Genomic DNA, 23,369 nt, shown 5'->3' with positions numbered 1-23,369 from the left:
CATCAGAACCGCATCGTCTGCCGGATGGTACGGCCATCGCGCTCGATCGTGAACCGCCACCAGCGCGCATCGGTTTCGGCCAACGCCTTCATCTGGTCGGGCGTAGCGATCTCCTCTCCATTGAGTTCACGCACGATGTCACCCGGCCTCAGGCCGATACTGGCAGCCGGAGAATTGCGCGCTAGATCCGCGATGACGACGCCCTTGCCGGTAACCGGAAGCCGCAGGCGCTGGGCGAGCGCGGGCGAAAGCTCCGCCACTTTGGCGCCGGCGAAGGGCCCGGTGCCGCCGATCTCCAACTGCTGGCCGTCGCCTTCGGGCGCGTGTTCGACCTGTATGGAGAGCCCGATCTCCTCGCCATTGCGCAGCACCTCGACCTGGGCCGTGTCGCCGATCGGCACGGTGGCGAGACGATATTCCAGCGCCTCAGGCGTCTCCACGGACCTGCCGTTCACAGCCACCACCACATCGCCGCTTTCGAGCCCCGCCCTGGCGGCCGGGCTGGCAGAGGCGATGTTGGTGACGAGCGCGCCGGCCGGACGTGGCATGCCGAGCGCTTCGGCGATGTTGGGCGTCACGCGATCGAAGCTCGCCCCCACATAGGGACGCTCGAAGAAATCCTTACCGTTTCTGGCCGAATCCACCACCGCGCGCACGATATTCGCGGGAACGGCGAAGCCGATACCGATCGAACCGCCCGAGCGGCTGTAGATGGCCGTATTGATGCCGACGACCTCACCGGCCATGTTGACGAGCGCGCCGCCGGAATTGCCGGGATTGATGGCCGCATCCGTCTGAATGAAATAGCCGAAATCGGAAACACCGCCCAGCGAGCGCGCCACGGCCGAGACGATGCCGCTCGTGGTGGTCTGGCCCACGCCGAAGGGATTGCCGATCGCAAGCACGAGATCGCCGACCTCGAGCGCCTCGGAATCGCCGAGCGTGGCGGCCGGGAAAGCCTCGGAGCCTTCGACCTTCAGGACGGCGAGATCGAGCCCCTCATCCTTGAGCAGGACGTTGCTTTCGAACTCCCGCCCATCCGCAAGCGCGATCTTCACCTCGTCCGCCTGGCGGATCACATGGTAGTTGGTCACAACGATGCCGGAGGGATCGACCAGCACGCCGGAGCCTAGGGACGACTGAACCCGTGGCGGCATCTGGGGGAAGTCGAAAAAGCGCTCAAAGAAGGGATCGCCCATAAAGGGCGAGCGCGCCTGTACGCGGGTCGAGGCGTAGACGTTCACGACGGCGGGTGCCACTTGGCGCACCAGCGGCGCGAAGGAGAGCTGGATTTCCTGCTGGCTGAAGGGAACGCGGCGCTGCGTCTCGCCGGCTGGTGCCCCCGCATTTTCCTCGCCCCCTCGCAGGAGTTGCTTCAAAGGATCCAAAAGCGATTCGGCCGGCCGATCCTGGGCATGGGCAGGCAGCGAAAGCGCCCCAAGGAGAAAAAACAGGCGAAGGAAGGAAGTTATCACTTTCATCGGACTCCTCGACTGTGGGCGCGCATCATCGAACAGGATTGTGCATAAGAAAAGGCTGGGAGGATCAAACCGGTTCGGCCGTCGTCGGTTTCATGTAAGGGCAAAAAAGAGGCCCAGTGATTGCAGCTCATCCCGAATCACTTCCCCTTCATCTCATCACCTCTAGCCGACCTTCCGAGGACATCCATGGCCCTGCCCTATCTGGCGCCGATCCTGCTTCTCACCGTCTCGAACATCTTCATGACTTTTGCTTGGTACGGCCACCTGAAGTTTATGAATAAGCCCCTCCTTCTCGTGATTCTCGCGAGCTGGAGCATCGCCTTCATCGAATACTGCTTCGCTGTGCCGGCCAATCGCTATGGTCACGCCGTCTACAGTGCGGCGGAGCTGAAGACTATGCAGGAGGTGATCACGCTTTCGGTTTTTGCGGTCTTCTCCGTCTACTATCTCGGCGAGCAACTGACCATCAATCATGCGATCGGCTTCGCCCTGATCTGCCTCGGCGCTTTCTTCATCTTCAAGGGGCCGCTCGGTTGAAAGCAGGCAGCAAAAAGGGGCCGTGAGGCCCCTCCTAAAACAGTATCCGAAGGAAGCGTGAAATCACGCCGCCTCGGCTTCTTCGCTGGCGGCCTCCGCCTCGACGCGGGCGCGGTCGGCGGCACCCTTGACCGACGGGTCACGGTCCACGAACTCGATCACGGCCAGGGCCGCATTGTCGCCGTGGCGAAAGCCCGCCTTCATGATGCGCGTATAGCCGCCGTTGCGCGAGGCATAGCGCGGGGCGAGCGTGTCGAAGAGGCGGCGCACCAAAGCTTCGCTGCGAATGGCGGCGATTGCCTGGCGGCGAGCATGGAGATCGCCGCGCTTGCCGAGCGTGACGAGCTTCTCCACGATCGGACGAAGCTCCTTGGCCTTGGGCAGCGTGGTGACGATCTGCTCATGCTCAATGAGCGAGGCCGCCATATTGGCGAACATGGCCTTGCGGTGGCTGGATGTCCGGTTGAGCTTGCGGCCGGCTTTACCGTGACGCATTGCTTGTCTCCTTCAATTCCCTGGGCACTGAGCCCGCCGGGGTCAATACTGGTCTTCGTAGCGCTTGGCGAGCTCTTCGATGTTGTCCGGCGGCCAATCCGGCACTTCCATGCCGAGGTGGAGCCCCATCGAGGCGAGCACTTCCTTGATCTCGTTGAGCGACTTGCGGCCGAAATTCGGCGTGCGCAGCATCTCAGCTTCCGTCTTTTGGATCAGGTCGCCGATATAGACGATGTTGTCGTTCTTCAGGCAGTTGGCCGAGCGCACGGAAAGCTCCAGCTCGTCCACCTTCTTGAGCAAAGCCGGGTTGAAGGCGAGCTCTGTCACCTGCTCGGCAGGCTGCTCCTTCTGAGGCTCCTCGAAATTGACGAACAGGCCAAGCTGGTCCTGCAGGATACGGGCCGCATAGGCCACCGCATCCTCACCGGTCACCGAGCCGTCCGTCTCCAGGGTCATGGTCAGCTTGTCGTAATCGAGAACCTGGCCCTCACGGGTGTTCTCAACCTTGTAGGAGACCTTTTTGACCGGCGAATAGAGGCTGTCGACCGGAATGAGGCCAATCGGCGCGTCCTCTGCGCGATTGCGGTCGGCCGGTACGTAACCCTTGCCCGTATCGACCGTAAACTCCATGCGGATCTCCGCACCCTGATCGAGCGTGCAGATCACATGGTCGGGGTTCAGCACTTCGACGTCGCCGACGGTCTGGATGTCGCCAGCCGTGACGACGCCCGGGCCCTGCTTGCGCACGACCATCCGCTTCGGCCCGTCGCCTTCCATCCGGATGGCGATTTCCTTGATGTTCAGGACGATATCCGTCACGTCTTCGCGCACGCCCGCAATCGAGGAGAACTCGTGCAGCACACCGTCGATCTGCACCGCCGTCACGGCGGCGCCGCGCAACGAGGAAAGCAGGACGCGACGCAGCGCGTTGCCGAGGGTAAGGCCGAAACCACGCTCTAGCGGCTCGGCCACGAGGGTCGTCTGCGTACGGCCTTTCGACGTGAACTCGATCTTGTTGGGCTTGATGAGTTCCTGCCAGTTTTTCTGGATCATGATCTTTCCTTCCGTTAGCCCGCCACCATCCAATCGTGACGGGCGCTCTGCAGAGGAGTGCCCCAAGGCACTCGTACGGCAAACAGGCTTTAGACCCGGCGCTTCTTGCGCGGGCGGCATCCGTTGTGCGGGATGGGGGTCACATCGCGGATGGATGTAATGGTGAAGCCCGCCGCCTGCAAGGCACGCAGCGCCGATTCACGGCCTGAACCCGGGCCGGAGACCTCCACCTCGAGCGTGCGCATGCCGTGCTCCTGCGCCTTGCGGGCGCAATCTTCGGCAGCGACCTGGGCGGCGAACGGAGTGGACTTGCGCGACCCTTTGAAGCCTTGGGCACCGGCGGACGACCAAGCGATCGCATTGCCCTGCGCATCGGTGATGGTGATCATGGTGTTGTTGAAGGTCGAGCTGACGTGCGCCACGCCCGACGAAATATTCTTGCGTTCACGACGGCGAACGCGCGCGGCTTCCTTGGCCATGTCTTTCCTTTCTAACGATCTCTACACCGCCGTAATGCCAGCGGCTACACCAAGAGGCGAATAGGGAGTAGCGAATAGTGAGTAGGGAACCCTATTCGCTATTCGCGATTTCGCTATTCGCTCGATTACTTTTTCTTCCCTGCGATCGGCTTTGCGGGCCCCTTGCGGGTGCGCGCATTGGTGTGCGTGCGCTGACCGCGCACCGGCAGCGAGCGGCGATGGCGCAGGCCGCGGTAGCAGCCGAGATCCATCAGGCGCTTGATGTTCATCGAGACCTCGCGGCGCAGGTCACCCTCGACCCGGTAATCGCGGTCGATCGTCTCGCGGATCGCCAGCACTTCGGCGTCGGTCAACTGATGTACGCGGCGGTCGTCCGGGATGCCCACCTTCGCGACGATGTCTCGGGCGAGCTTCGACCCGATGCCGTGGATATATTGAAGCGCAATCACGACGCGCTTGTTGGTCGGAATATTGACGCCAGCGATACGGGCCATCTTCTTCTCCATATAGCCGGCCAATCTGCCGGCGCTTGGGTTTGGCTCGCGTCCGGTGGAGGCCGGCCCCTGCGAGCATATCTTCTTCTCAACAACGAAGCCGAGCCAAACGGCCCGGCCGACATAGCGTCTCGTCAGGAGATGCGCCGCTATAGTCGATAACGGCTCAAGCGTCAACCGCGATCCTGCGATGGCTCGAGAAATGCCAAAGCGGTACGATTCGGCTCTTCCCGCCGCCAGCCCGCCTCGCCCTCACTCCGCCAGAATCTTCTCGATCTGGCGCGTCACATCCTCGATCGAGGCCATTCCATCGACGGTGCGAAGCTTCCCCTTGGCGTAGTAGTAGCCGGTCAGGGGAGCCGTCTTCTTGTAATATTCGCGCAGACGCTCCTCGAACACGTCAGGATTGTCGTCCTTGCGCACCGGCTGACCGGCCGCCCTCGCGTCTTCCGCCCGCTTGACGATGCGGCCGACCAATGCCTTATCGTCAACCACGAGCTCGACCACCGCATCGAGCGTGAGGTCACGCTCGGAAAGCATCGCCTCGACCGCATCTGCCTGCGCCAGCGTGCGCGGATAGCCATCGAGGATAAAGCCTTGGGCACAGTCGTCCTGATCGATCCGCTCGGCCACGATGGCATTCACAATCGCGTCTGAGACGAGCTCTCCCGCATCCATGACTGCTTTCGCCTTCTTGCCGATGTCGGTCTGCGCCCTCACCGCTGCGCGCAGCATGTCCCCCGTGGAGAGCTGCGGAATGTTGAACTTTTCGACCAGGATCTGTGCCTGCGTTCCCTTGCCCGCCCCCGGCGGCCCGAGAAGTATAAGCCTCATCGTCCCCTCTTCCCCCCACGCAGCTTCGACTTCTTGATCAGCCCCTCATACTGATGCGCGATCAGGTGCCCCTGGACCTGCGACACCGTGTCCAGCGTAACGCTGACGACGATGAGGAGCGACGTACCGCCGAGATAGAAAGGCACGCCGGTCGCCGAAATAAGAAACTCCGGAAGCAGGCACACCAGGACGAGATAGATGGCGCCGACCACGGTGATGCGGGTCAGCACGTAATCGATATATTCAGCCGTCCGCTCGCCCGGCCGGTAGCCGGGAATGAAGCCCGAATGCTTCTTCAACTGATCGGCCGTGTCCTTCGGGTTGAAGACGATTGCCGTGTAGAAGAAAGCGAAGAAGGCGATCAGCGCAGCGTACAGCACCATATAGAGCGGCTGGCCGTGACCGAGGGTGGCAAGGAGGGTGCCCGCCCAACCGGGAAGCTGCGTGGTATCGGTGAAGCCCGCCACGGTCGCAGGTAGGAGAAGCAGCGAGGAGGCGAAGATCGGCGGGATGACGCCAGCCGTGTTGAGCTTCAGCGGCAGGTGCGAGGTGTCCCCCTGGAACATCCGATTGCCCACCTGGCGCTTCGGATACTGGATCAGGAGCCGGCGCTGCGCACGCTCGAAGAAGACGATCACGCCGATCACCACGATCGCCAGCACGATGATGGCGAGGATCAGGCCCGTGGACATCGCGCCAGTGCGGCCGAGCTCCAGTGTGCCGCCGATCGCCGTCGGCAGGCCAGCCACGATGCCTGAAAAGATGATCAGCGAAATGCCGTTGCCGATGCCGCGCGCGGTGATCTGCTCACCGAGCCACATCAGGAACATTGTCCCGCCGACAAGGGTGATGACCGCGGAAATGCGAAAAAACCAGCCCGGGTCGGCCACGATGTTCTGGCCTCCCTCGAGACCTATCGCGATGCCGTAGGCCTGCACCGTCGCAAGGAGCACCGTGCCGTAGCGCGTGTACTGGTTGATGACCTTACGACCCTGCTCGCCTTCCTTCTTGAGTTGCTCCAGCGAGGGCACGACCGAGGTCAGGAGCTGCATGATGATGGAGGCGGAGATGTAGGGCATGATGCCCAGCGCCAGGATCGCCATGCGCTCGACGGCACCGCCCGCAAACATGTTGAACATGCCAAGCACGCCGCCCGACTGCTGCTGGAAGGCCTGCGCGAAAGCATCCGGATTGATGCCGGGCATCGGGATGTAGGTGCCGAGGCGATATACGAGCAGCGCGCCGAGCGTGAACCAGATTCGCTTTTTCAGATCCTCGGCCTTGGCGAAGGCCGCAAAATTCAAGTTCGACGCAAGTTGCTCGGCTGCCGATGCCATGAAGAATTCTCCGCTTCGTCACGCATTGTGCGCAACCAGAAAAAGTGAACGCCCTCTTACACTCAGTCGCGCTGATGACGAGAATCTGCGCGCAGGGAGTACCGAGCCGCTCACCCTTGGGCGGATCATGCGCCAACGCCGTTGCGGCTTTTTTCGGCGCATGGTGCCGAACCCGAGATAGGCCCGGGACGGCCAGGTTGCAAGCGGCGGATTGTCTCTTCCGCCGCTTGCGCGGCCTTAGCCTGCCTTCTCCGGCAGCTTGACCGAACCACCCGCCTTTTCGATCTTTTCAACGGCGGGCTTCGACGCACCGGCGACGTCGAGCGTCACCTTCGCCTTGAGCTCTCCGCCGCTCAGGATGCGCACGCCATCCTTCGCGCGGCGAATCACGCCCGCCTGGAGGAGAGCGGCGGTATCGATCGTCTCGCCGGCATCGAGCTTCTTCGCATCGATCGCCGCCTGGATGCGGCCCAGCGAAACCTCGTTGAAGTCCTTGCCGAAGATATTGGTGAAGCCACGCTTCGGCAGGCGCCGGTAAAGCGGCATCTGCCCGCCTTCGAACCCTTTGATGGCAACGCCCGAACGCGACTTCTGGCCCTTCACGCCGCGGCCGCCGGTCTTGCCGGAGCCGGAGCCGATGCCGCGACCGACGCGCTTGCGCGCCTTGGTCGCACCATCCATATCCCTGAGATCGTTGAGTTTCATGAGCCTAGTCCTCGATTCCTCAGGCCTCGTCGACGACGCGCACGAGATGCCGTACCGTCGCGATCATGCCGCGCACCGAAGGCGTGTCCTCCAGCGTCGAACGGCGACGCAGTTTGTTGAGCCCCAGGCCGATCAGCGTCGCGCGCTGCTCCTTGGGGCGGCGGATGGGGCTGGCGATCTGCTCGATCGTGATCGCCTTGCCCTTCTTCTTCTCAGCCATGTTCGTCAATCCTCAAGCAAGCGGCCCCTGCCAGGCAGGTTCTACCGCGCTCAGCCTTGTTCTTCCGTTCCAGCGGCCGTTCCGCGGCGCGCCTGCAGGGACGAATACTTGATGCCACGCTGGGCGGCGATATCCTTCGGGTGCATCTGGTGCTTCAGCGCATCGAACGTGGCGCGAACCATGTTGTAAGGGTTGGAGGACCCGAGCGACTTCGCCACAACGTCCTGAACGCCGAGCGTCTCGAAGACGGCGCGCATGGGACCGCCTGCGATGATGCCCGTGCCGGGCTTGGCGGCGCGAAGCAGCACACGGCCTGCGCCATGGCGCCCGTCGATATCGTGATGAAGGGTGCGGCCGGAGCGCAACGGCACGAAGATCATGTCGCGCTTGGCGCTCTCGGTGGCCTTACGGATCGCCTCGGGGACCTCGCGGGCCTTGCCATGCCCGAAGCCGACGCGGCCCTTCTGGTCGCCGACGACCACGAGTGCGGCGAAGCCGAAACGGCGGCCGCCCTTGACCACCTTGGCGACGCGGTTGATGTGAACGAGCTTATCGACGAACTCGCTGTCGCGCTCATCGCGCTCTCTGCGGTCGTCCCTGCGGGGCTGTGCCATTGTCCTTTTCCTTGTTCTTTTCCGGAAGCACGGGTTGACGAAAGCTTCGGGCTACCAGCGCCCGGAGCGGTTTAGAATTCCAGGCCGCCTTCTCGGGCCGCATCGGCCAGTGCCTTGACGCGGCCGTGATAGAGATAGGGGCCGCGGTCGAACACGACCTTGTCCACACCCGCCTTCTTGGCGCGCTCGGCAATCAGCTTCCCGATGAGGCCAGCGGCTTCCGCGTCCGCACCGGTCTTGAGCTTACCCTTGAGATCCGCCTCCAGGGAGGAGGCGGAGGCGAGCGTGTGGCCCTTCACGTCATCGATCACCTGAGCATAGATGTGCTTCGACGAACGATGAACCGAAAGCCGCGGGCGCTCGGTGGCGACCGACTTCAACTTCCGGCGGACGCGCCCGGCGCGCCGCGTAACGGATACTTTCGACACCATGGCCTGCGTCCTTACTTCTTCTTGCCTTCCTTACGGACGATCGTCTCGTCCGCGTATTTCACGCCCTTGCCCTTGTAAGGCTCCGGGCTGCGGAACTCACGAATCTCGGCCGCGACCTGGCCGACCACCTGCTTGTCAATGCCGCTGACGACGATTTCCGTCGGCTTCGGGACCGTGATCGTGATCCCCTCCGGCGGGACATAGCTCACATCGTGGCTGTAGCCCAGCGAAAGCTGTAGGTTCTTGCCCTGCATAGCCGCGCGGTAGCCCACACCATTGATCTCGAGCCGCTTCTCGAAGCCATCCTTCACCCCGTTGAGGATGTTGGATATCTGCGTGCGGGACATGCCCCACCTGGAGCGGGCGGTCTTGGACTGGTCGCGCGGATCCACCGTGATCGCGCCGTCTTCCATCTTCACCAGGACATCGTCATTGACGACGAATTTCAGCTCGCCCTTCGGCCCCTTGGCCGTGACTAGCTGACCGTCGACATTCGCCGTGACGCCCTGGGGCACGGGAACCGGTTTCTTGCCAATACGAGACATGTGTCTGTCCTCGTTCTTTTCTTAAATCCAGCCGGATCAGAAGATCTGGCAGAGGATCTCTCCGCCGACATTCTTCTCGCGAGCCTCGTGGTCGGCCATCACGCCCTTGGGCGTCGAAAGAATGGCGATGCCGAGACCGTTGGCGACCTGCGGGATAGACTTCACCGAAACATAGACACGACGGCCTGGCTTGGAAACGCGGGCGATTTCGCGGATCACGGGAGCACCCTCGAAATATTTGAGCTGGATTTCCAGCTCGGACTTGCCGTTGTCGTAGTCGACCTGCGTGTAGTCGCGGATAAAGCCTTCAGCCTTTAGGACATCGAGCACGCGCACGCGCAGCCGCGAAGCCGGCGTGGAAACCGTGTTCTTCCTGCGCCCGACCGCATTGCGGATGCGGGTCAGCATATCGCCGAGAGGATCATTCACAGACATGCCAACCTCCCTTACCAGCTCGACTTGACGAGGCCCGGGATAAGACCCTGGCTGCCCAACTCACGAAGCGCGATACGCGACATCCTGAGCTTGCGGTAATAAGCGCGCGGACGGCCGGTCACATCGCACCGGTTGCGGATGCGCGTCTTCGACGAGTTGCGCGGAAGGGCGGCAAGCTGGAGCTGCGCCTTGAAGCGTTCCTCCATGGGCTTGTCCTGGTCCATGATGATGGCCTTGAGTGCCGCTCGCTTGTTGGCGTAACGGTCGGCCATCTTCCGGCGCCTCTTGTTCTTCTCGACTGCGCTAGTCTTTGCCATTTGATAGTTCCTTGTTCTCGCCTGCCGTTACTGCCGGAACGGGAAGTTGAAGGCCTTCAACAGGGCGCGAGCCTCGTCGTCGGTCTTGGCGGTCGTACAGACGATGATGTCCATTCCCCAGATCTGGTCGACTTTGTCGTAATTGATCTCGGGGAACACGATGTGCTCCTTGATACCCATGGCGAAATTGCCGCGGCCATCGAAGCTCTTGGGGCTCAGGCCCCGGAAGTCGCGGACACGCGGGAGCGCCACGTTCACGAGCCGATCCAGGAACTCGTACATGCGATCCTTGCGCAGCGTCACCTTGGCGCCGATCGGCATGCCCTCGCGCACCTTGAAGCCGGCGATCGAGTTGCGGGCCCGGGTGATCACCGGCTTCTGGCCAGCGATCAGTGCCAGATCCTCGGCCGCAACGGTCGGCTTCTTGGAATCGCCCGTCGCCTCACCGACTCCCATATTGATGACGACCTTGTCGAGGCGCGGCACCTGCATCTCGTTTGCATAGCTGAATGTATCGAGGAGTTCCTTGCGGATCACCTCCTCGTAACGCGTCTTCAAGCGCGGCTGGTATTCTGCCTTAGCCATCGATCAACTCTCCCGAGCGCTTCGCCACGCGCACCTTCTTGCCATCCTCCTGGATGCGGAATCCGACGCGTGTCGGCTTTCCGTCCTTGGGGTCGGCCAGTGCCAGGTTGGACACGTGGATCGGCGCTTCTTTCGTAATGATGCCGCCTTCGGCCTGCGGTGTCTGCTTCTGATGCCGGCGCACCAGATTGACGCCGCGCACCACGGCCCGATCTTCCTTCGGCATCATCTTCAAAATTTCGCCCGTGCGGCCCTTGTCACGGCCGGAGAGCACGACGACCTTGTCGCCCTTCTTGATCTTCTGCATTTCTCCGGCTCCTTCTAGAGAACTTCCGGCGCCAGCGAGATGATCTTCATGTGGTTCTTGGCGCGCAACTCGCGCGGAACCGGTCCGAAGATACGGGTGCCGACGGGCTCTCTCTTGTTGTCGACGAGAACGGCGGCGTTGCTGTCGAAGCGAATGACGCTGCCGTCGGGGCGGCGAATGTCCTTGGCGGTGCGTACCACCACCGCCTTCATCACGTCACCCTTCTTCACGCGGCCGCGCGGAATGGCCTCCTTCACGGAGACGACGATGATGTCGCCAACCGAGGCATATTTCCGCTTCGAACCGCCGAGCACCTTGATGCACATGACACGACGGGCGCCGGAATTATCCGCCACGTCGAGGTTTGTTTGCATCTGAATCATGACTGGCCGCCTTCTAGTTATCTGCCGGGACTACGCTTCTGCGCCCTTCCCGTCCATTCCATTCTTATTGTGCCTGCTGTGCCTGGCTCTCGACCACGATCCAGGACTTGTCCTTGGAGATCGGGCGCGTCTCCTCGATCAGCACGATGTCGCCGACCTTACATGCATTGGCCTCGTCGTGGGCCTTGTACCGCTTGGTACGGCGCACGGTCTTCTTGAAAATCGGGTGCGCAAACCGCCGCTCGACCAGGACGACGACCGTCTTGTCGTTCTTGTCGCTCACCACGGTGCCCTGCAAAACGCGCTTTGGCATCTTTGTCCTCAGGCCTTCTTGCCGGCCGTCTTCTCGGCGGCGATTGTCTTGATGCGCGCAATGTCGCGGCGGATCTGCCTGACACGCGCAGTTTTCTCGAGCTGCCCCGTCGCCTTCTGGAAGCGAAGGTTGAACTGCTCTTTCTTCAGGTTCGTCAACTCGTCATCGAGTTGATCGGGCGTCATCGTCCTGATGTCAGTGGCTTTCATGATGCCCTCTCCTATTCAGCGATGCGCTGTACGAAGCGCGTCTTGACCGGGAGCTTGGCCGCACCGAGGCGCAGGGCCTCGCGCGCCACATCCTCGGCCACGCCGTCGATTTCAAACATCACGCGGCCGGGCTTCACGCGGCACGCCCAGTATTCCACGCTGCCCTTGCCCTTACCCATGCGGACTTCCGTCGGCTTGGCCGTAACCGGCACATCCGGGAAGATGCGGATCCAGACGCGGCCCTGGCGCTTCATCTGGCGCGTGATGGCACGGCGTGCAGCCTCGATCTGGCGCGCGGTGACGCGCTCCGGCTCCATCGCCTTCAGGCCGAAGGCTCCGAAGTTCAGCTCCGTCCCGCCCTTGGCCAAGCCATGGATGCGGCCCTTGAACTGCTTGCGGAATTTCGTGCGCTTTGGTTGCAGCATTTCTTGTTACTCCAAAATTCCGGCTCAGGCGTTCTCGCGACGACGCTGACCGCCGCCCTGCTCACCCTCGACCGCCCGGCGTTCGGACGCCATCGGATCGTGCTCCAGGATCTCGCCCTTGAAGACCCAGACCTTCACCCCGCACACGCCATAGGCGGTCTTCGCCTCGGCCGTGCCGTAGTCGATGTCGGCCCGCAGCGTGTGCAGCGGCACGCGACCCTCGCGATACCACTCGATGCGCGCGATCTCCGCACCGCCGAGGCGGCCCGTGCAGCTGATGCGGATGCCTTCGGCACCGAGCCGCATGGCCGACTGCACCGCGCGCTTCATGGCGCGGCGGAATGCGACGCGGCGCTCGAGCTGCTGGGCGATCGACTGGGCGATGAGGCGCGCATCAATCTCAGGCTTGCGCACCTCGACGATGTTCAGATGCGTCTCCGCATTGGTCATCTGCGCAATCTTGCGGCGCAGCTTGTCGATATCGGCCCCCTTCTTGCCGATGATGAGACCCGGACGTGCCGAATGGATGGTCACGCGGCACTTCTTGTGCGGGCGCTCGATCACGACCTTCGAGATCGCTGCCTGCTTGAGCTCGCTCTCGATATAGTTGCGGATCTTCAGATCCTCGTGCAGCAGTTGTCCGTACTCGCTGTTATTCGCGAACCAGCGCGAATCCCAGGTGCGGTTGATGCCGAGACGGAGACCGATCGGATTGACTTTCTGGCCCATCAGGCGGCCTCCACTTGCTCTTCAACTTCGCGAACGACGATCGTCAGGTGCGAAAATGGTTTCTCGATGCGGTTGGCGCGGCCGCGACCGCGGGCATGAAAGCGCTTCATGACGATCGACTTGCCGACATAGGCCTCCGCCACCACCAGCGCGTCCACATCGAGATTGTGGTTGTTCTCGGCGTTGGCAATCGCCGATTCCAACGTCTTTCTCACGGTGCCCGCGATCCGCTTGCGCGAAAATTCGAGGTCCGCGAGCGCCGTCCCGACCTTCTTGCCGCGGATCAGCGCGGCAACGAGGTTCAGCTTCTGCGGGCTGACGCGGATCGTGCGCAGAACCGCACGCGCCTCATTGTCTGCAAGCCTGCGTGGCGCTTTGGCCTTGCCCATGGTTACTTCCTCTTTGCCTTCTTGTCCGCGCCGTGGCCGTAATAGGTGCGGGTCGGAGCGAACTCACCGAATTTGTGGCCCACCATCTCTTCGCTGACGAGCACCGGAATGTGCTTCTGGCCGTTGTAGACGCCGAAGGTCAGCCCCACGAACTGGGGCAGAATGGTGGAGCGGCGGCTCCACATCTTGATCACCTCCTTGCGGCCGCTCTCGCGAACCTTGTCGGCCTTCTTCAACAGGAAGCCGTCGACAAAGGGGCCTTTCCAAACTGAACGGGACACGTTCCGTTACCTTTCCTATTTCTTGCGCTGGTGGCGCGAGCGCATGATGAACTTATCGGTCGCCTTGTTGGACCTCGTCTTGCGGCCCTTGGTGGGCTTGCCCCAAGGCGAGACCGGGTGACGGCCGCCGGACGTGCGGCCTTCACCGCCGCCATGCGGGTGGTCGACCGGGTTCATGGCGACGCCGCGATTGTGCGGACGCTTGCCCAGCCACCGCTTGCGGCCCGCCTTGCCGAGGCTCACATTGGAGTGGTCCGGATTTGACACCGCCCCCACCGTCGCCATGCAGCCACCTGCGACGAGACGCTGCTCGCCGGAATTGAGCCGCAGGATCGCCATGCCCTGGTCACGGCCGACGAGTTGCGCGTAGGAGCCCGCGGAACGCGCAAGCTGGCCGCCCTTGCCGGGCTTGAGCTCGACATTGTGGATGATCGTGCCCAGCGGCATGCTGGCGAGCGGCATTGCATTGCCCGGCTTCACATCCACTGCGCCGGTGGACGCGACCACGCGGTCCCCGGCCGCTAAGCGCTGCGGCGCCAGGATATAGCTGAGCTCGCCATCGTCATAACGCACCAGGGCAATAAAGCCCGTCCGGTTCGGATCGTATTCGAGCCGCTCCACGACGCCCGAAACGTCGAACTTGCGGCGCTTGAAATCGATCAGGCGATAGGTACGCTTGTGCCCACCGCCCTGAAACCGCGCGGTGACGCGACCGTGATTGTTGCGGCCGCCCTTGGACGTCAGGCCCACGGTCAGCCCCTTTACGGGCTTGCCCTTGTGAAGGCCCGAGCGGTCCACGATCACCAGCTGACGCTGGCCCGGCGTTACCGGCTTGTAATTCTTGAGTGCCATGTCTTAATCCTCGCGGCCTCTCAAAGACCCGTCGCGACGTCGATGGATTGGCCCTCGGCCAGCGTCACGATCGCCTTCTTGACGTCGCTCTGCTGCCCGATGGTGCCGCGGAAGCGCTTCACCTTGCCCTTGCGCACCAACGTGTTCACACCGGTGACTTTGACGCCGAAGAGAGCTTCCACCGCCGCCTTGATCTCGGGCTTCGTCGCCTTGCGAGCCACGTTGAAGACGACCTGGTTGTTCTCCGAGGCCATCGTCGATTTTTCGGTGATCGCGGGGCTCACGATCACGTCGTAATGGCGAAGATCCGTCATTTGAACCGCTCCTCGAGAGCCTCGACCGCAGCCTTGGAAAGCACCAGGGTCCCGCGGCGCAGAATGTCGTAGACGTTGATGCCCTGCACCGGCAGAACGTCGATATTCGAAAGATTGGCGGCCGCACGCTTGAAGCCGGCATCGATCTCCGTACCGCCGATCAGCAGCGCGTTCGTAAGACCGAGCTTGGCAAAGTTCTCGACCAGCGCCTTCGTCTTGGCCTCCTTGACCGCCAGCTCGTCGATGATGATGAGGTTGGCGGACTTGGCCTTCGCGGAAAGCGCATGCCTCAGGCCGAGCGCACGAACCTTCTTGGGCAGGTCGTGCTCGTGGCTTCGCACCACCGGCCCGTGCGCCTTGCCGCCGCCGCGGAACTGCGGCGCACGCGCGGAGTGATGACGCGCACGGCCGGTGCCCTTCTGGCGGTACATCTTGGCGCCGGTGCGTGCGATCTCGGCGCGGCCCTTGGCCTTGTGCGTCCCCTGCTGGCGCTTGGCAAGCTGCCAGCGCACGACGCGATGCAGAATGTCTTCCCGCGGATCGAGCCCGAAAATCTCGTCAGAGATTTCAAGCTTACCGGCATCCTTGCCCGCCAGGGTGGTTACCTTGATATCCATTATTCTGCCCCCTCGCTGGCGGCGGCGTTCTCAGCCTTCGCGGCATCGTTGTTGCTTGCGCGGACTGCCGCCGGAACCGGCGCCTCCTTGGGGAGCGGCACCTTCACGGCGTCACGCACCATGATCCAGGCTCCCTTCGAGCCCGGAACCGCGCCGCGGACCATGATCAGGCCGCGCTCGGTATCGGTGGAGACCACCTCCAGGTTCTGGGTGGTCACGCGCCGGTCGCCCATGTGACCCGCCATCTTCTTGCCCTTGAACACCTTGCCCGGATCCTGGCGCTGGCCGGTCGAGCCGTGAGTGCGGTGGGACACGGAGTTACCATGGGTCGCGCGACCGCCGCCGAAATTGTGGCGCTTCATGACACCCTGGAAGCCCTTGCCCACCGAGGTTCCCGTAACGTCGACCTTCTGGCCCGGCACGAAATGGTCGGCAGTGATCTCCGCCCCCACATCGAGCAGGTTCTCCGGCGACACGCGGAACTCGGCGAGCTTCGCCTTGGGTTCCACGGAAGCGGTGGCGAAATGGCCGCGCAACGCCTTCGACGTGTTCTTCACCTTGGCGAGGCCGACACCGAGCTGAACGGCGGTGTAGCCGTTCTTCTCCTCGGTGCGCTGGGCAACCACCTGGCAATTCTCCATGCGCAGAACCGTGACGGGGATGTGCTCGCCCGCCTCGTTGTAGACGCGCGTCATCCCGATCTTCTGTGCGATAACACCTGAACGCATCGGTTCGATTTCCTTTCAGGCTTCCCGTCGTCCGGCCGCTTGCCGCGCGCGGGGTCCTATCCTCTTGTCTTCCGCCTCAGAGCTTGATCTCGACATCGACGCCGGCGGCGAGATCGAGCTTCATCAGCGCGTCCACCGTCTGCGGTGTCGGATCCACGATGTCGAGCAGGCGCTTGTGCGTGCGCATCTCGAACTGTTCGCGGCTCTTCTTGTCGATATGCGGCGAGCGGTTCACCGTGAACTTCTCGATCCGCGTCGGCAACGGGATCGGGCCGCGGACATTGGCGCCGGTGCGCTTGGCCGTGGACACGATCTCGCGCGTGGAGGCGTCGAGCACCCGGTGGTCGAACGCTTTGAGGCGGATACGGATATTCTGTCCGTTCATGTTTCAGTTCCTCGTTCGGCTTGCGGCGCGGGCCTTGGCCAGCGCCGCGCCGGATGCCTGCCTCGTTACTCGGTGATGCTTGCGACGATTCCCGCCCCGACGGTGCGGCCGCCCTCGCGGATGGCGAAGCGCAGGCGCTCCTCCATGGCGATCGGCACGATCAGCGTCACGTCCACCGTCACATTGTCGCCCGGCATCACCATTTCCGTCCCTTCGGGCAGCGTCACGATGCCCGTCACGTCCGTCGTGCGGAAGTAGAACTGCGGACGGTAGTTCGTGAAGAACGGCGTATGGCGCCCGCCCTCCTCCTTCGTCAGGATGTAGGCCTCCGCCTTGAACTTCGTGTGCGGCGTCACCGAACCCGGCTTGGCAAGAACCTGCCCGCGCTCCACCCCTCGCGGTCCACGCCGCGCAGAAGCGCCCCGATATTGTCGCCCGCCTGGCCCTGGTCGAGCAGCTTGCGGAACATCTCAACACCGGTCACCGTCGTCTTCGAGGTCGGCCGGATGCCGACGATCTCGACCTCCTCGCCAACCTTCACCACGCCGCGCTCCACACGGCCCGTCACAACCGTGCCGCGGCCCGAAATCGAGAACACGTCCTCGATCGGCATCAGGAACGGCTGGTCGATCGGACGCTCCGGCGTCGGGATGTAGGCGTCCACTTCCTTCATCAGCGCGCGAACCGCGTCCTCGCCGATCTCCTTGTTGGAATCCTCGAGCGCCGCAAGAGCCGAACCCTTGATGATCGGGATGTCGTCGCCCGGGAACTCGTATTTCGACAGAAGCTCGCGGATCTCCAGCTCCACAAGCTCCAGAAGCTCCGGATCGTCCACCTGGTCCACCTTGTTCAGGAACACCACGATCGCCGGAACGCCAACCTGCCGGGCAAGAAGGATGTGCTCGCGCGTCTGCGGCATCGGGCCGTCGGCGGCAGACACCACAAGGATCGCACCGTCCATCTGCGCCGCGCCCGTGATCATGTTCTTCACGTAGTCGGCATGCCCCGGGCAGTCCACATGCGCATAGTGACGGTTCTCCGTCTCGTATTCCACATGCGCCGTCGAGATCGTGATCCCGCGCGCCTTCTCCTCAGGCGCAGCGTCAATCTGGTCGTAGGCCTTGAACTCGCCGAAAAACTTCGTGATCGCTGCCGTCAGAGACGTCTTCCCATGGTCAACGTGACCAATCGTCCCGATGTTCACATGCGGCTTCGTACGCTCAAATTTACCTTTGGCCATGTGAGGTCTCCGTTATCTTCTTGCCTGGTCAGGCCGTTTGTTGGTGCACGCCTTAAGGGCGATCACGCGAACTTCTTCTGAATCTCCTGCGCGACAGCGCTGGGAACCGGCTCGTAGTGGTCGAACTGCATCGTATACTGGGCACGGCCCTGCGACATCGAACGCAGATTGTCGACATACTTGAACATGTTGGCGAGCGGCACCATGGCATTGATGACCACGGCGACGCCGCGCGCCTCCTGCCCCTGGATCTGACCGCGTCGCGAGTTCAGATCGCCGATCACGCTGCCGACATACTCTTCCGGCGTCACCACCTCGACCTTCATGATCGGCTCGAGCAGTTGCGCACCGGTTTTCTGGGCACCTTCACGGAAGGCCGCACGGGCGGCGATCTCGAAAGCGAGCACCGAGGAGTCGACATCGTGATAGGCACCGTCCACGAGCGTCGCCTTCACGCCCAGCATCGGGAACCCGGCGATCGGGCCCGAAGACAGGACGCTCTCGATGCCCTTCTGCACGCCGGGGATGTACTCCTTCGGCACGGAGCCGCCGACGACCTTGGACTCGAACACGAAATCCTCGCCCTCCGGGTTCGGCTCGAACACGATCTTGACGCGGGCGAACTGGCCCGAGCCGCCGGTCTGCTTCTTATGGGTGTAGTCGATCTCCGCCGCCTTGGTGATGGTCTCGCGATAGGCCACCTGCGGCGCACCGATATTCGCCTCGACCTTGAACTCGCGCTTCATGCGATCGACAATGATGTCGAGGTGAAGCTCGCCCATCCCGGCGATGATGGTCTGGCCACTCTCCTCGTCGGACTTGACGCGGAAGGAAGGATCTTCGGCCGCCAGGCGGTTGAGCGCCAGGCCCATTTTCTCCTGGTCGCCCTTGGTCTTGGGCTCGATGGCGATCTGGATGACCGGCTCCGGGAACTCCATGCGCTCCAAGATCACCGGCTTCAGCGGATCGCAGAGCGTGTCGCCCGTGGTGGTCTCCTTGAGACCGGCAAGCGCCACGATGTCGCCCGCATAGGCTTCCTCGATGTCCTCGCGGGAATTGGCGTGCATCTGCAGCATGCGGCCGATGCGCTCGCGCTTGCCCTTCACGGTGTTCTCGAGCGAGGAACCCTTCTTGAGCACGCCGGAATAGATGCGGCAGAAGGTGAGCGACCCGACAAAGGGGTCGTTCATGATCTTGAAGGCCAGCATCGAGAGCGGCTCGTTGTCGTCCGGGTGCCGCTCGATCGGCTCCTCGGTCTTGGCATCCACGCCCCGGATGGCGGGAATGTCGATCGGCGAGGGCAGGTAGTCGACCACCGCATCCAGGAGAGGCTGCACGCCCTTGTTCTTGAAGGCGGAGCCGCAGAACATCGGGAAGAACTTGACCTCGATCGTGCCCTTGCGGATCAGCGCGCGGATCTCCTCGATCGACGGCATCTCGCCCTCGAGATAGCGCTCCATGGCGCTCTCATCCATCTCGACAGCAGCCTCGACGAGCTTCTCGCGATACTCCTCTGCCTTCTCCTTGAACTCGGCCGGAATCTCAAGAATGTCCCAGGCGGCACCCAGCGACTCGTCGCGCCAGACCAGCGCCTTCATCTCGACGAGATCGATGACGCCCTTGAAGTCACTTTCGGCGCCGATCGGCAGCTGCATGACGACCGGCGTCGCGCCGAGCCGCGATTTCACCATCTCGACCGAGCGGTAGAAGTCGGCGCCGATCTTGTCCATCTTGTTGCAAAAGATCATACGCGGGACATGATACTTGTCCGCTTGGCGCCACACGGTCTCCGTCTGCGGCTCCACACCCGCATTGGCATCGAGCAGCGCGATGGCGCCGTCGAGCACGCGAAGAGAGCGCTCCACTTCGATGGTGAAGTCCACATGCCCCGGCGTGTCGATGATGTTGAAGCGGCGCAGCTTCTCGTCACGGCCCTTCCAGAAGGTCGTGGTCGCGGCCGACGTGATGGTGATGCCGCGCTCCTGCTCCTGCTCCATCCAGTCCATGGTGGCCGCGCCGTCATGGACTTCGCCGATCTTGTGCGACTTGCCTGTGTAGTACAGGACACGCTCGGTCGTCGTCGTCTTGCCGGCGTCGATATGCGCCATGATACCGAAATTTCGGTAGTCTTCGATCTTGTATTCGCGGGCCATCCTAGGGTCCTCTTCTTCTTACGCGCCTTACCAGCGGTAATGCGAGAAAGCGCGGTTGGCCTCGGCCATCTTGTGGGTGTCTTCGCGCTTCTTCACCGCGGTGCCGCGGTTGTTGGACGCATCCAGCAATTCGCCGGACAGACGCTCGACCATGGTCTTCTCGTTGCGCCCGCGCGCGGCCGAGATGAGCCAGCGGATGGCGAGGGCCTGACGGCGCTCGGGACGCACGTCGACCGGCACCTGATAGGTGGCGCCGCCCACGCGGCGGGAGCGGACCTCTACATGCGGCGCGACATTGTCGAGCGCCTGATGGAAGATCGCGACCGGCTCCTGCTTGGTCCTTTCCTCCACCTGATCGAGTGCGCCGTAGACGATCTGCTCGGCGACGGACTTCTTGCCCTCGTACATGATGGCATTCATGAACTTGGTCACAACCTGATCGCCGAACTTCGGATCCGGGTTGATCTCGCGCTTTTCTGCACGGTGACGTCGGGACATCTTCTTCGTCTCTCACCTTCAGGGCCCGGCGCTGAAAACAAAAGCGCCGAAGCCGGGAAAACCCTTACTTCGGACGCTTCGCGCCGTATTTGGAGCGGCGCTGCTTGCGGCTTTTCACACCCTGCGTGTCGAGCACGCCGCGGATGATGTGATAGCGCACGCCGGGAAGGTCCTTCACGCGGCCGCCGCGGATCATCACCACGGAGTGCTCCTGCAGGTTATGGCCTTCGCCCGGAATGTAGCCGATCACCTCGAAGCCGTTGGCAAGCCGGATCTTCGCCACCTTGCGCATGGCCGAGTTCGGCTTCTTCGGCGACGTCGTATAGACGCGCGTGCACACACCCCGCTTCTGCGGGTTCGCCTCCATGGCGGGCACCTTGTTGCGCTTCACCGGCGCTTGGCGCGGCTTGCGGATCAGCTGACTTACGGTCGGCATCAAACCTTCCCTTGTTTCAATCTCGTGTCATGAGCGAACACAGGTTCCATTCGCACGACAAACAGCGTTCCTAACGCAAATTCGGGCAACAAACCGCTTGGCTGCGGTCCTGCCCGAACAAAAGCAGAGGAAGCGGCAATCCGCTTCATGCGCCGGAAAGTCTGTCGCTCGTTAAAACGAACCCTGTTTGAGGCTCAAGCTCCGGAACGGGTCGCTCCGAAGAGAAAGGCCTCACATCGGCTCAGACGCGGCGGGTAATACGCGCAACTGGCGCACCCGTCAAGCCCGCATCGGCAATTATCTTGCGCCGATATCGCCCGCCTGCCGGCAGCCGCCGAAAACGATCAATTCATCGGGCGATATGGGAAGAGGCAGCCGCTCTTTCCAGGCCTGCTGCCAGGTTCTTCGCAACTTTGCGCTCAGGCTGTCGTAACGTCTTTCAGATCCTCCATGTCTTCCGCGTTCGAGAGCGCCAGCGCGATCGGGCGGAGGGCCTCGACGCGAGAGAAGGCGATCGTGATCACCAGGGTCATCGGCACCGCGAGGATGGCGCCGAGAAGGCCCCAGACCCACGTCCAGAACATGAGAGCCACAAGCACGACAAGGGGAGAGATCGAAAGCTCCCTCCCTTGGAGTCTCGGGTCGACATAGTTGCCCATGAACTGCTCGATCAGCAACAGCCCCGCACCGATGACAAGTGCCGAAGCGGGGTCACGCTGCAGCACGGCAAGCGTCATGGGCAGGATGCCGGCGATGATGGAGCCGACGGTCGGAATATAGTTCAGCATGAAGGCCAACAGACCCCAGACGAGGAGGAAGTCGAGGTTCCACCACCAGAGCCAGAGCACGTAGAGCGCGCCGGTCGCAATCCCCAGCACCGTCCGCACCACGAGATAGCGGCGGAAGCGCGAGGCCGTCGCCTCGACGATTCGGCGCAGGGTTGCGCCATCATGATAGGACGTCATCGCCGCAAGCTTCGCCGAAAAGGAAGGCGTCTCGAGGAGAATCAGCCAAACGAGGAAATAAAGCAGCGTCAGGATACCCGCGAAGCTCCAGACCGACTGCATGATCGTAGTGGCGATGGAGATGACCGGATCCACCAGGCGTTCCGCGAGCGAAGCAGTGCCCTCCCCGCCACCTTCTCCGGCGATCCGGATCCATCGGCCGATCTGTCGCGTGAGCTGTTCCAGAGGCTCCTGATAGCGCACGAGTCCTTGGGCAATCTGTTGCACCACATAGAACAACCCCGCCGAGAAGAGCAGGAAGGCGAGCAGCATGACGACGAGTGCCGCGGCATGACCAAGCCAGCGCAGCGGGGGAGGCAGATGGGCGCGGATCCAGTGATCGATCGGCCAGAGCGCCAGGGCCGCGAAGAAGGCGAGCGCCAAGGTCCCGGTCATCCAGGCCGTTTCGCGGAGAACGAGAACGATCAGCAGGGTGGTGGCTATGGCAAGCAGACCGACCGCCGCGCGCGGATAGCCCGGCGCCAGCCGCTTCCCTCGCAACTCGCCGCCGCTCATTGCGCCTCCGATGCGTCGACTATGGGCGGTTTCACTCCTCGCCGGTGCCGGTCCAGCTTTCTGCCACCTGCCGCAATGCACGGGGCGCTTCTGAAGCGGTGCCGAAGCGCCCCGTCCGCGGGACCCACACCGTTTCTCCGAGCGTGTTGAAAGCCTCGCATGTCACCAAGCTCCGAAGCAGCGTGGTGGCGCGTCTTATGATGTAGTTGCGGCCGACATCGCTGCCCGAGGGAATGGCGCAGGCAAGACGCACCGAGACCGATTCGCCGTCGTCTCCCAAGAACACCACATTCACCCATGGACTGTTCTTGCTTTCGCGCGAGACAACGATATCGATGATCTGCAACGTCCTTCCTCCGCTGTATCTCCACAACGGCCGGGTAGCCGATTCGTTCCGCATATCAGGCGCGGAAGCGGTTCCAGATGAACACCTTGGGCGCTACCTTTCAGTCCCGGTGGTCGGCGCCGTTTCCTCCGCCTGGGTGGGGATGCTGTCCGGATCGGCTCCCCCGGACGTGGTATCCGGGGCGGTGCCGAACCCGCCACCATAGAGCAGGAAAAGAATCAGCACGACGACAATGATGGCGGCGGCGATCAGGATCGCCCTGACATCGGCCCTCTTGCGCGGTCGGTTGCGGTCTTCCTCGGACATTGCTCCTGCTCCCCGCCTCCTTTCAACGGCTTCAAAGGTCGGTCGAAGGCCGCTGCGCCACCTTCGTTGTCGGCCGGCTTTCTCCGGTCTCGAATTCTTCATGCCAGCGGCCCCGCCGGTCCTGATATTCGATCATCTCGTCGCTGCCTTCGCTTCGATGCGCCGCCGCGGCCTGCTCTGCAGCCCGGAATGCTGCCTGACGGGTGGGGTGTGTCTCTGAAAACACGTCGCCCACCTTGTAGGCCCAGCCGCCGTCGTGCTCCACCACGCGATAGATCACCTGCCTCGGCCGCCGACCCGGCCTGCGCTCTCTTCCCCGTTCCCGGGTGGCCCGACCCGGCTGCGAGCGCATGTCCTGGAGAAGCGCACGCGGTCC

General features: G+C 62.8%; 36 protein-coding genes and 1 pseudogene. 1 reads left to right on the top strand and 36 read right to left on the bottom strand.

Annotated elements, in window-relative coordinates:
* Window positions 1-2 precede the first annotated feature (2 nt).
* Window positions 3-1,481 (bottom strand): DegQ family serine endoprotease, encoded by a 1,479-nt coding sequence (locus tag PVE73_RS13405; RefSeq protein WP_277362728.1) that lies wholly within the window; start codon window positions 1,479-1,481, stop codon window positions 3-5.
* Window positions 1,482-1,667: 186 nt separating this feature from the next.
* Here PVE73_RS13405 and PVE73_RS13400 point away from each other — a divergent pair, with 186 nt between their 5' ends.
* Entirely contained in the window at window positions 1,668-2,018 is a 351-nt protein-coding gene (locus PVE73_RS13400; RefSeq protein ID WP_277362727.1) for a DMT family protein, read from the top strand.
* Between the two features lie 63 nt (window positions 2,019-2,081).
* Here PVE73_RS13400 and rplQ read toward each other — a convergent pair whose 3' ends face one another.
* The 35 genes and pseudogenes from rplQ to PVE73_RS13225 form a co-directional block, all read right to left on the bottom strand.
* The gene (gene rplQ, locus PVE73_RS13395; protein WP_277362726.1) at window positions 2,082-2,513 is read right to left on the bottom strand and encodes a 50S ribosomal protein L17; all 432 of its coding nucleotides are present in this window, start codon (window positions 2,511-2,513) and stop codon (window positions 2,082-2,084) included.
* Between the two features lie 42 nt (window positions 2,514-2,555).
* A complete protein-coding gene (locus PVE73_RS13390; protein WP_277362725.1) occupies window positions 2,556-3,566 on the bottom strand; it encodes a DNA-directed RNA polymerase subunit alpha in 1,011 nt (336 codons plus the stop codon).
* An 89-nt stretch (window positions 3,567-3,655) separates the two neighbouring features.
* A complete protein-coding gene (gene rpsK / locus PVE73_RS13385) occupies window positions 3,656-4,045 on the bottom strand; it encodes a 30S ribosomal protein S11 (RefSeq protein ID WP_257763086.1) in 390 nt (129 codons plus the stop codon).
* Window positions 4,046-4,170: 125 nt separating this feature from the next.
* The gene (gene rpsM, locus PVE73_RS13380) at window positions 4,171-4,539 is read right to left on the bottom strand and encodes a 30S ribosomal protein S13 (RefSeq protein WP_277367453.1); all 369 of its coding nucleotides are present in this window, start codon (window positions 4,537-4,539) and stop codon (window positions 4,171-4,173) included.
* A 252-nt stretch (window positions 4,540-4,791) separates the two neighbouring features.
* Entirely contained in the window at window positions 4,792-5,373 is a 582-nt protein-coding gene (locus PVE73_RS13375; RefSeq protein ID WP_277362724.1) for an adenylate kinase, read from the bottom strand.
* Window positions 5,370-6,710 carry a preprotein translocase subunit SecY gene (gene secY, locus PVE73_RS13370; RefSeq protein ID WP_277362723.1) on the bottom strand — a complete coding sequence of 447 codons (1,341 nt, stop codon included), beginning with the start codon at window positions 6,708-6,710 and terminating at the stop codon, window positions 5,370-5,372. The genes PVE73_RS13375 and secY overlap by 4 nt, the downstream gene beginning before the upstream one ends.
* A gap of 237 nt (window positions 6,711-6,947) precedes the next feature.
* Window positions 6,948-7,415 (bottom strand): 50S ribosomal protein L15, encoded by a 468-nt coding sequence (rplO, locus tag PVE73_RS13365; protein ID WP_277362722.1) that lies wholly within the window; start codon window positions 7,413-7,415, stop codon window positions 6,948-6,950.
* Window positions 7,416-7,434: 19 nt separating this feature from the next.
* Window positions 7,435-7,635 (bottom strand): 50S ribosomal protein L30, encoded by a 201-nt coding sequence (gene rpmD / locus PVE73_RS13360; RefSeq protein ID WP_277362721.1) that lies wholly within the window; start codon window positions 7,633-7,635, stop codon window positions 7,435-7,437.
* Between the two features lie 50 nt (window positions 7,636-7,685).
* Window positions 7,686-8,249, bottom strand: coding sequence for a 30S ribosomal protein S5 (rpsE, locus tag PVE73_RS13355; RefSeq protein ID WP_277362720.1), 564 nt, complete (start codon window positions 8,247-8,249; stop codon window positions 7,686-7,688).
* A 71-nt stretch (window positions 8,250-8,320) separates the two neighbouring features.
* Complete coding sequence (gene rplR / locus PVE73_RS13350; RefSeq protein WP_277362719.1) at window positions 8,321-8,680, bottom strand: 50S ribosomal protein L18; 360 nt, start codon at window positions 8,678-8,680, stop codon at window positions 8,321-8,323.
* An 11-nt stretch (window positions 8,681-8,691) separates the two neighbouring features.
* Window positions 8,692-9,225, bottom strand: coding sequence for a 50S ribosomal protein L6 (gene rplF / locus PVE73_RS13345; RefSeq protein ID WP_277362718.1), 534 nt, complete (start codon window positions 9,223-9,225; stop codon window positions 8,692-8,694).
* A 36-nt stretch (window positions 9,226-9,261) separates the two neighbouring features.
* The gene (gene rpsH, locus PVE73_RS13340) at window positions 9,262-9,660 is read right to left on the bottom strand and encodes a 30S ribosomal protein S8 (RefSeq protein ID WP_277362717.1); all 399 of its coding nucleotides are present in this window, start codon (window positions 9,658-9,660) and stop codon (window positions 9,262-9,264) included.
* 11 nt (window positions 9,661-9,671) lie between these two features.
* Complete coding sequence (gene rpsN / locus PVE73_RS13335) at window positions 9,672-9,977, bottom strand: 30S ribosomal protein S14 (RefSeq protein WP_277362716.1); 306 nt, start codon at window positions 9,975-9,977, stop codon at window positions 9,672-9,674.
* A 27-nt stretch (window positions 9,978-10,004) separates the two neighbouring features.
* Window positions 10,005-10,562 (bottom strand): 50S ribosomal protein L5, encoded by a 558-nt coding sequence (gene rplE / locus PVE73_RS13330; protein WP_277362715.1) that lies wholly within the window; start codon window positions 10,560-10,562, stop codon window positions 10,005-10,007.
* Complete coding sequence (gene rplX, locus PVE73_RS13325; RefSeq protein WP_277362714.1) at window positions 10,555-10,869, bottom strand: 50S ribosomal protein L24; 315 nt, start codon at window positions 10,867-10,869, stop codon at window positions 10,555-10,557. Before rplX ends, rplE begins: the two co-directional genes overlap by 8 nt.
* A gap of 14 nt (window positions 10,870-10,883) precedes the next feature.
* Window positions 10,884-11,252 carry a 50S ribosomal protein L14 gene (gene rplN / locus PVE73_RS13320; protein ID WP_277362713.1) on the bottom strand — a complete coding sequence of 123 codons (369 nt, stop codon included), beginning with the start codon at window positions 11,250-11,252 and terminating at the stop codon, window positions 10,884-10,886.
* Window positions 11,253-11,316: 64 nt separating this feature from the next.
* The gene (gene rpsQ / locus PVE73_RS13315) at window positions 11,317-11,565 is read right to left on the bottom strand and encodes a 30S ribosomal protein S17 (RefSeq protein ID WP_277362712.1); all 249 of its coding nucleotides are present in this window, start codon (window positions 11,563-11,565) and stop codon (window positions 11,317-11,319) included.
* An 8-nt stretch (window positions 11,566-11,573) separates the two neighbouring features.
* Entirely contained in the window at window positions 11,574-11,774 is a 201-nt protein-coding gene (gene rpmC / locus PVE73_RS13310) for a 50S ribosomal protein L29 (protein ID WP_277362711.1), read from the bottom strand.
* An 11-nt stretch (window positions 11,775-11,785) separates the two neighbouring features.
* Window positions 11,786-12,199: a 50S ribosomal protein L16 gene (gene rplP, locus PVE73_RS13305; protein WP_277362710.1), complete on the bottom strand. Its 414-nt coding sequence runs from the start codon at window positions 12,197-12,199 to the stop codon at window positions 11,786-11,788.
* Between the two features lie 24 nt (window positions 12,200-12,223).
* Window positions 12,224-12,928 carry a 30S ribosomal protein S3 gene (gene rpsC, locus PVE73_RS13300; protein WP_277362709.1) on the bottom strand — a complete coding sequence of 235 codons (705 nt, stop codon included), beginning with the start codon at window positions 12,926-12,928 and terminating at the stop codon, window positions 12,224-12,226.
* A complete protein-coding gene (rplV, locus tag PVE73_RS13295) occupies window positions 12,928-13,317 on the bottom strand; it encodes a 50S ribosomal protein L22 (RefSeq protein ID WP_277362708.1) in 390 nt (129 codons plus the stop codon). The genes rpsC and rplV overlap by 1 nt, the downstream gene beginning before the upstream one ends.
* Before the next feature lie 2 nt (window positions 13,318-13,319).
* On the bottom strand, window positions 13,320-13,598 hold the full coding sequence (gene rpsS / locus PVE73_RS13290; protein WP_277362707.1) for a 30S ribosomal protein S19: 279 nt from the start codon (window positions 13,596-13,598) through the stop codon (window positions 13,320-13,322).
* Window positions 13,599-13,613: 15 nt separating this feature from the next.
* Window positions 13,614-14,450, bottom strand: coding sequence for a 50S ribosomal protein L2 (rplB, locus tag PVE73_RS13285; RefSeq protein WP_277362706.1), 837 nt, complete (start codon window positions 14,448-14,450; stop codon window positions 13,614-13,616).
* Window positions 14,451-14,470: 20 nt separating this feature from the next.
* Window positions 14,471-14,764: a 50S ribosomal protein L23 gene (locus PVE73_RS13280; RefSeq protein WP_277362705.1), complete on the bottom strand. Its 294-nt coding sequence runs from the start codon at window positions 14,762-14,764 to the stop codon at window positions 14,471-14,473.
* A complete protein-coding gene (rplD, locus tag PVE73_RS13275; RefSeq protein WP_277362704.1) occupies window positions 14,761-15,381 on the bottom strand; it encodes a 50S ribosomal protein L4 in 621 nt (206 codons plus the stop codon). The genes PVE73_RS13280 and rplD overlap by 4 nt, the downstream gene beginning before the upstream one ends.
* Window positions 15,381-16,109, bottom strand: a complete 729-nt coding sequence (gene rplC, locus PVE73_RS13270) for a 50S ribosomal protein L3 (RefSeq protein WP_277362703.1) — start codon at window positions 16,107-16,109, stop codon at window positions 15,381-15,383. Before rplC ends, rplD begins: the two co-directional genes overlap by 1 nt.
* A 76-nt stretch (window positions 16,110-16,185) precedes the next feature.
* Entirely contained in the window at window positions 16,186-16,494 is a 309-nt protein-coding gene (gene rpsJ / locus PVE73_RS13265; RefSeq protein ID WP_007066362.1) for a 30S ribosomal protein S10, read from the bottom strand.
* Between the two features lie 65 nt (window positions 16,495-16,559).
* A pseudogene (gene tuf / locus PVE73_RS13260) lies at window positions 16,560-17,734 on the bottom strand (elongation factor Tu).
* Window positions 17,735-17,796: 62 nt separating this feature from the next.
* Window positions 17,797-19,887 (bottom strand): elongation factor G, encoded by a 2,091-nt coding sequence (fusA, locus tag PVE73_RS13255; RefSeq protein WP_277362702.1) that lies wholly within the window; start codon window positions 19,885-19,887, stop codon window positions 17,797-17,799.
* 27 nt (window positions 19,888-19,914) lie between these two features.
* Window positions 19,915-20,385 carry a 30S ribosomal protein S7 gene (gene rpsG / locus PVE73_RS13250; RefSeq protein WP_277362701.1) on the bottom strand — a complete coding sequence of 157 codons (471 nt, stop codon included), beginning with the start codon at window positions 20,383-20,385 and terminating at the stop codon, window positions 19,915-19,917.
* Window positions 20,386-20,449: 64 nt separating this feature from the next.
* Entirely contained in the window at window positions 20,450-20,821 is a 372-nt protein-coding gene (gene rpsL / locus PVE73_RS13245) for a 30S ribosomal protein S12 (RefSeq protein ID WP_028032968.1), read from the bottom strand.
* Window positions 20,822-21,240: 419 nt separating this feature from the next.
* Complete coding sequence (locus tag PVE73_RS13240) at window positions 21,241-22,341, bottom strand: AI-2E family transporter (RefSeq protein ID WP_277362700.1); 1,101 nt, start codon at window positions 22,339-22,341, stop codon at window positions 21,241-21,243.
* Between the two features lie 31 nt (window positions 22,342-22,372).
* On the bottom strand, window positions 22,373-22,687 hold the full coding sequence (locus tag PVE73_RS13235) for a hypothetical protein (protein WP_277362699.1): 315 nt from the start codon (window positions 22,685-22,687) through the stop codon (window positions 22,373-22,375).
* A gap of 93 nt (window positions 22,688-22,780) precedes the next feature.
* A complete protein-coding gene (locus PVE73_RS13230) occupies window positions 22,781-22,993 on the bottom strand; it encodes a hypothetical protein (RefSeq protein ID WP_277362698.1) in 213 nt (70 codons plus the stop codon).
* Window positions 22,994-23,024: 31 nt separating this feature from the next.
* Complete coding sequence (locus tag PVE73_RS13225) at window positions 23,025-23,273, bottom strand: DUF2188 domain-containing protein (RefSeq protein ID WP_277367452.1); 249 nt, start codon at window positions 23,271-23,273, stop codon at window positions 23,025-23,027.
* Window positions 23,274-23,369 lie beyond the last annotated feature (96 nt).

This window comes from Chelativorans sp. AA-79 (assembly GCF_029457495.1).
Lineage (GTDB): Bacteria > Pseudomonadota > Alphaproteobacteria > Rhizobiales > Rhizobiaceae > Chelativorans.
This window is presented reverse-complemented; position numbering and strand designations above follow the sequence as displayed.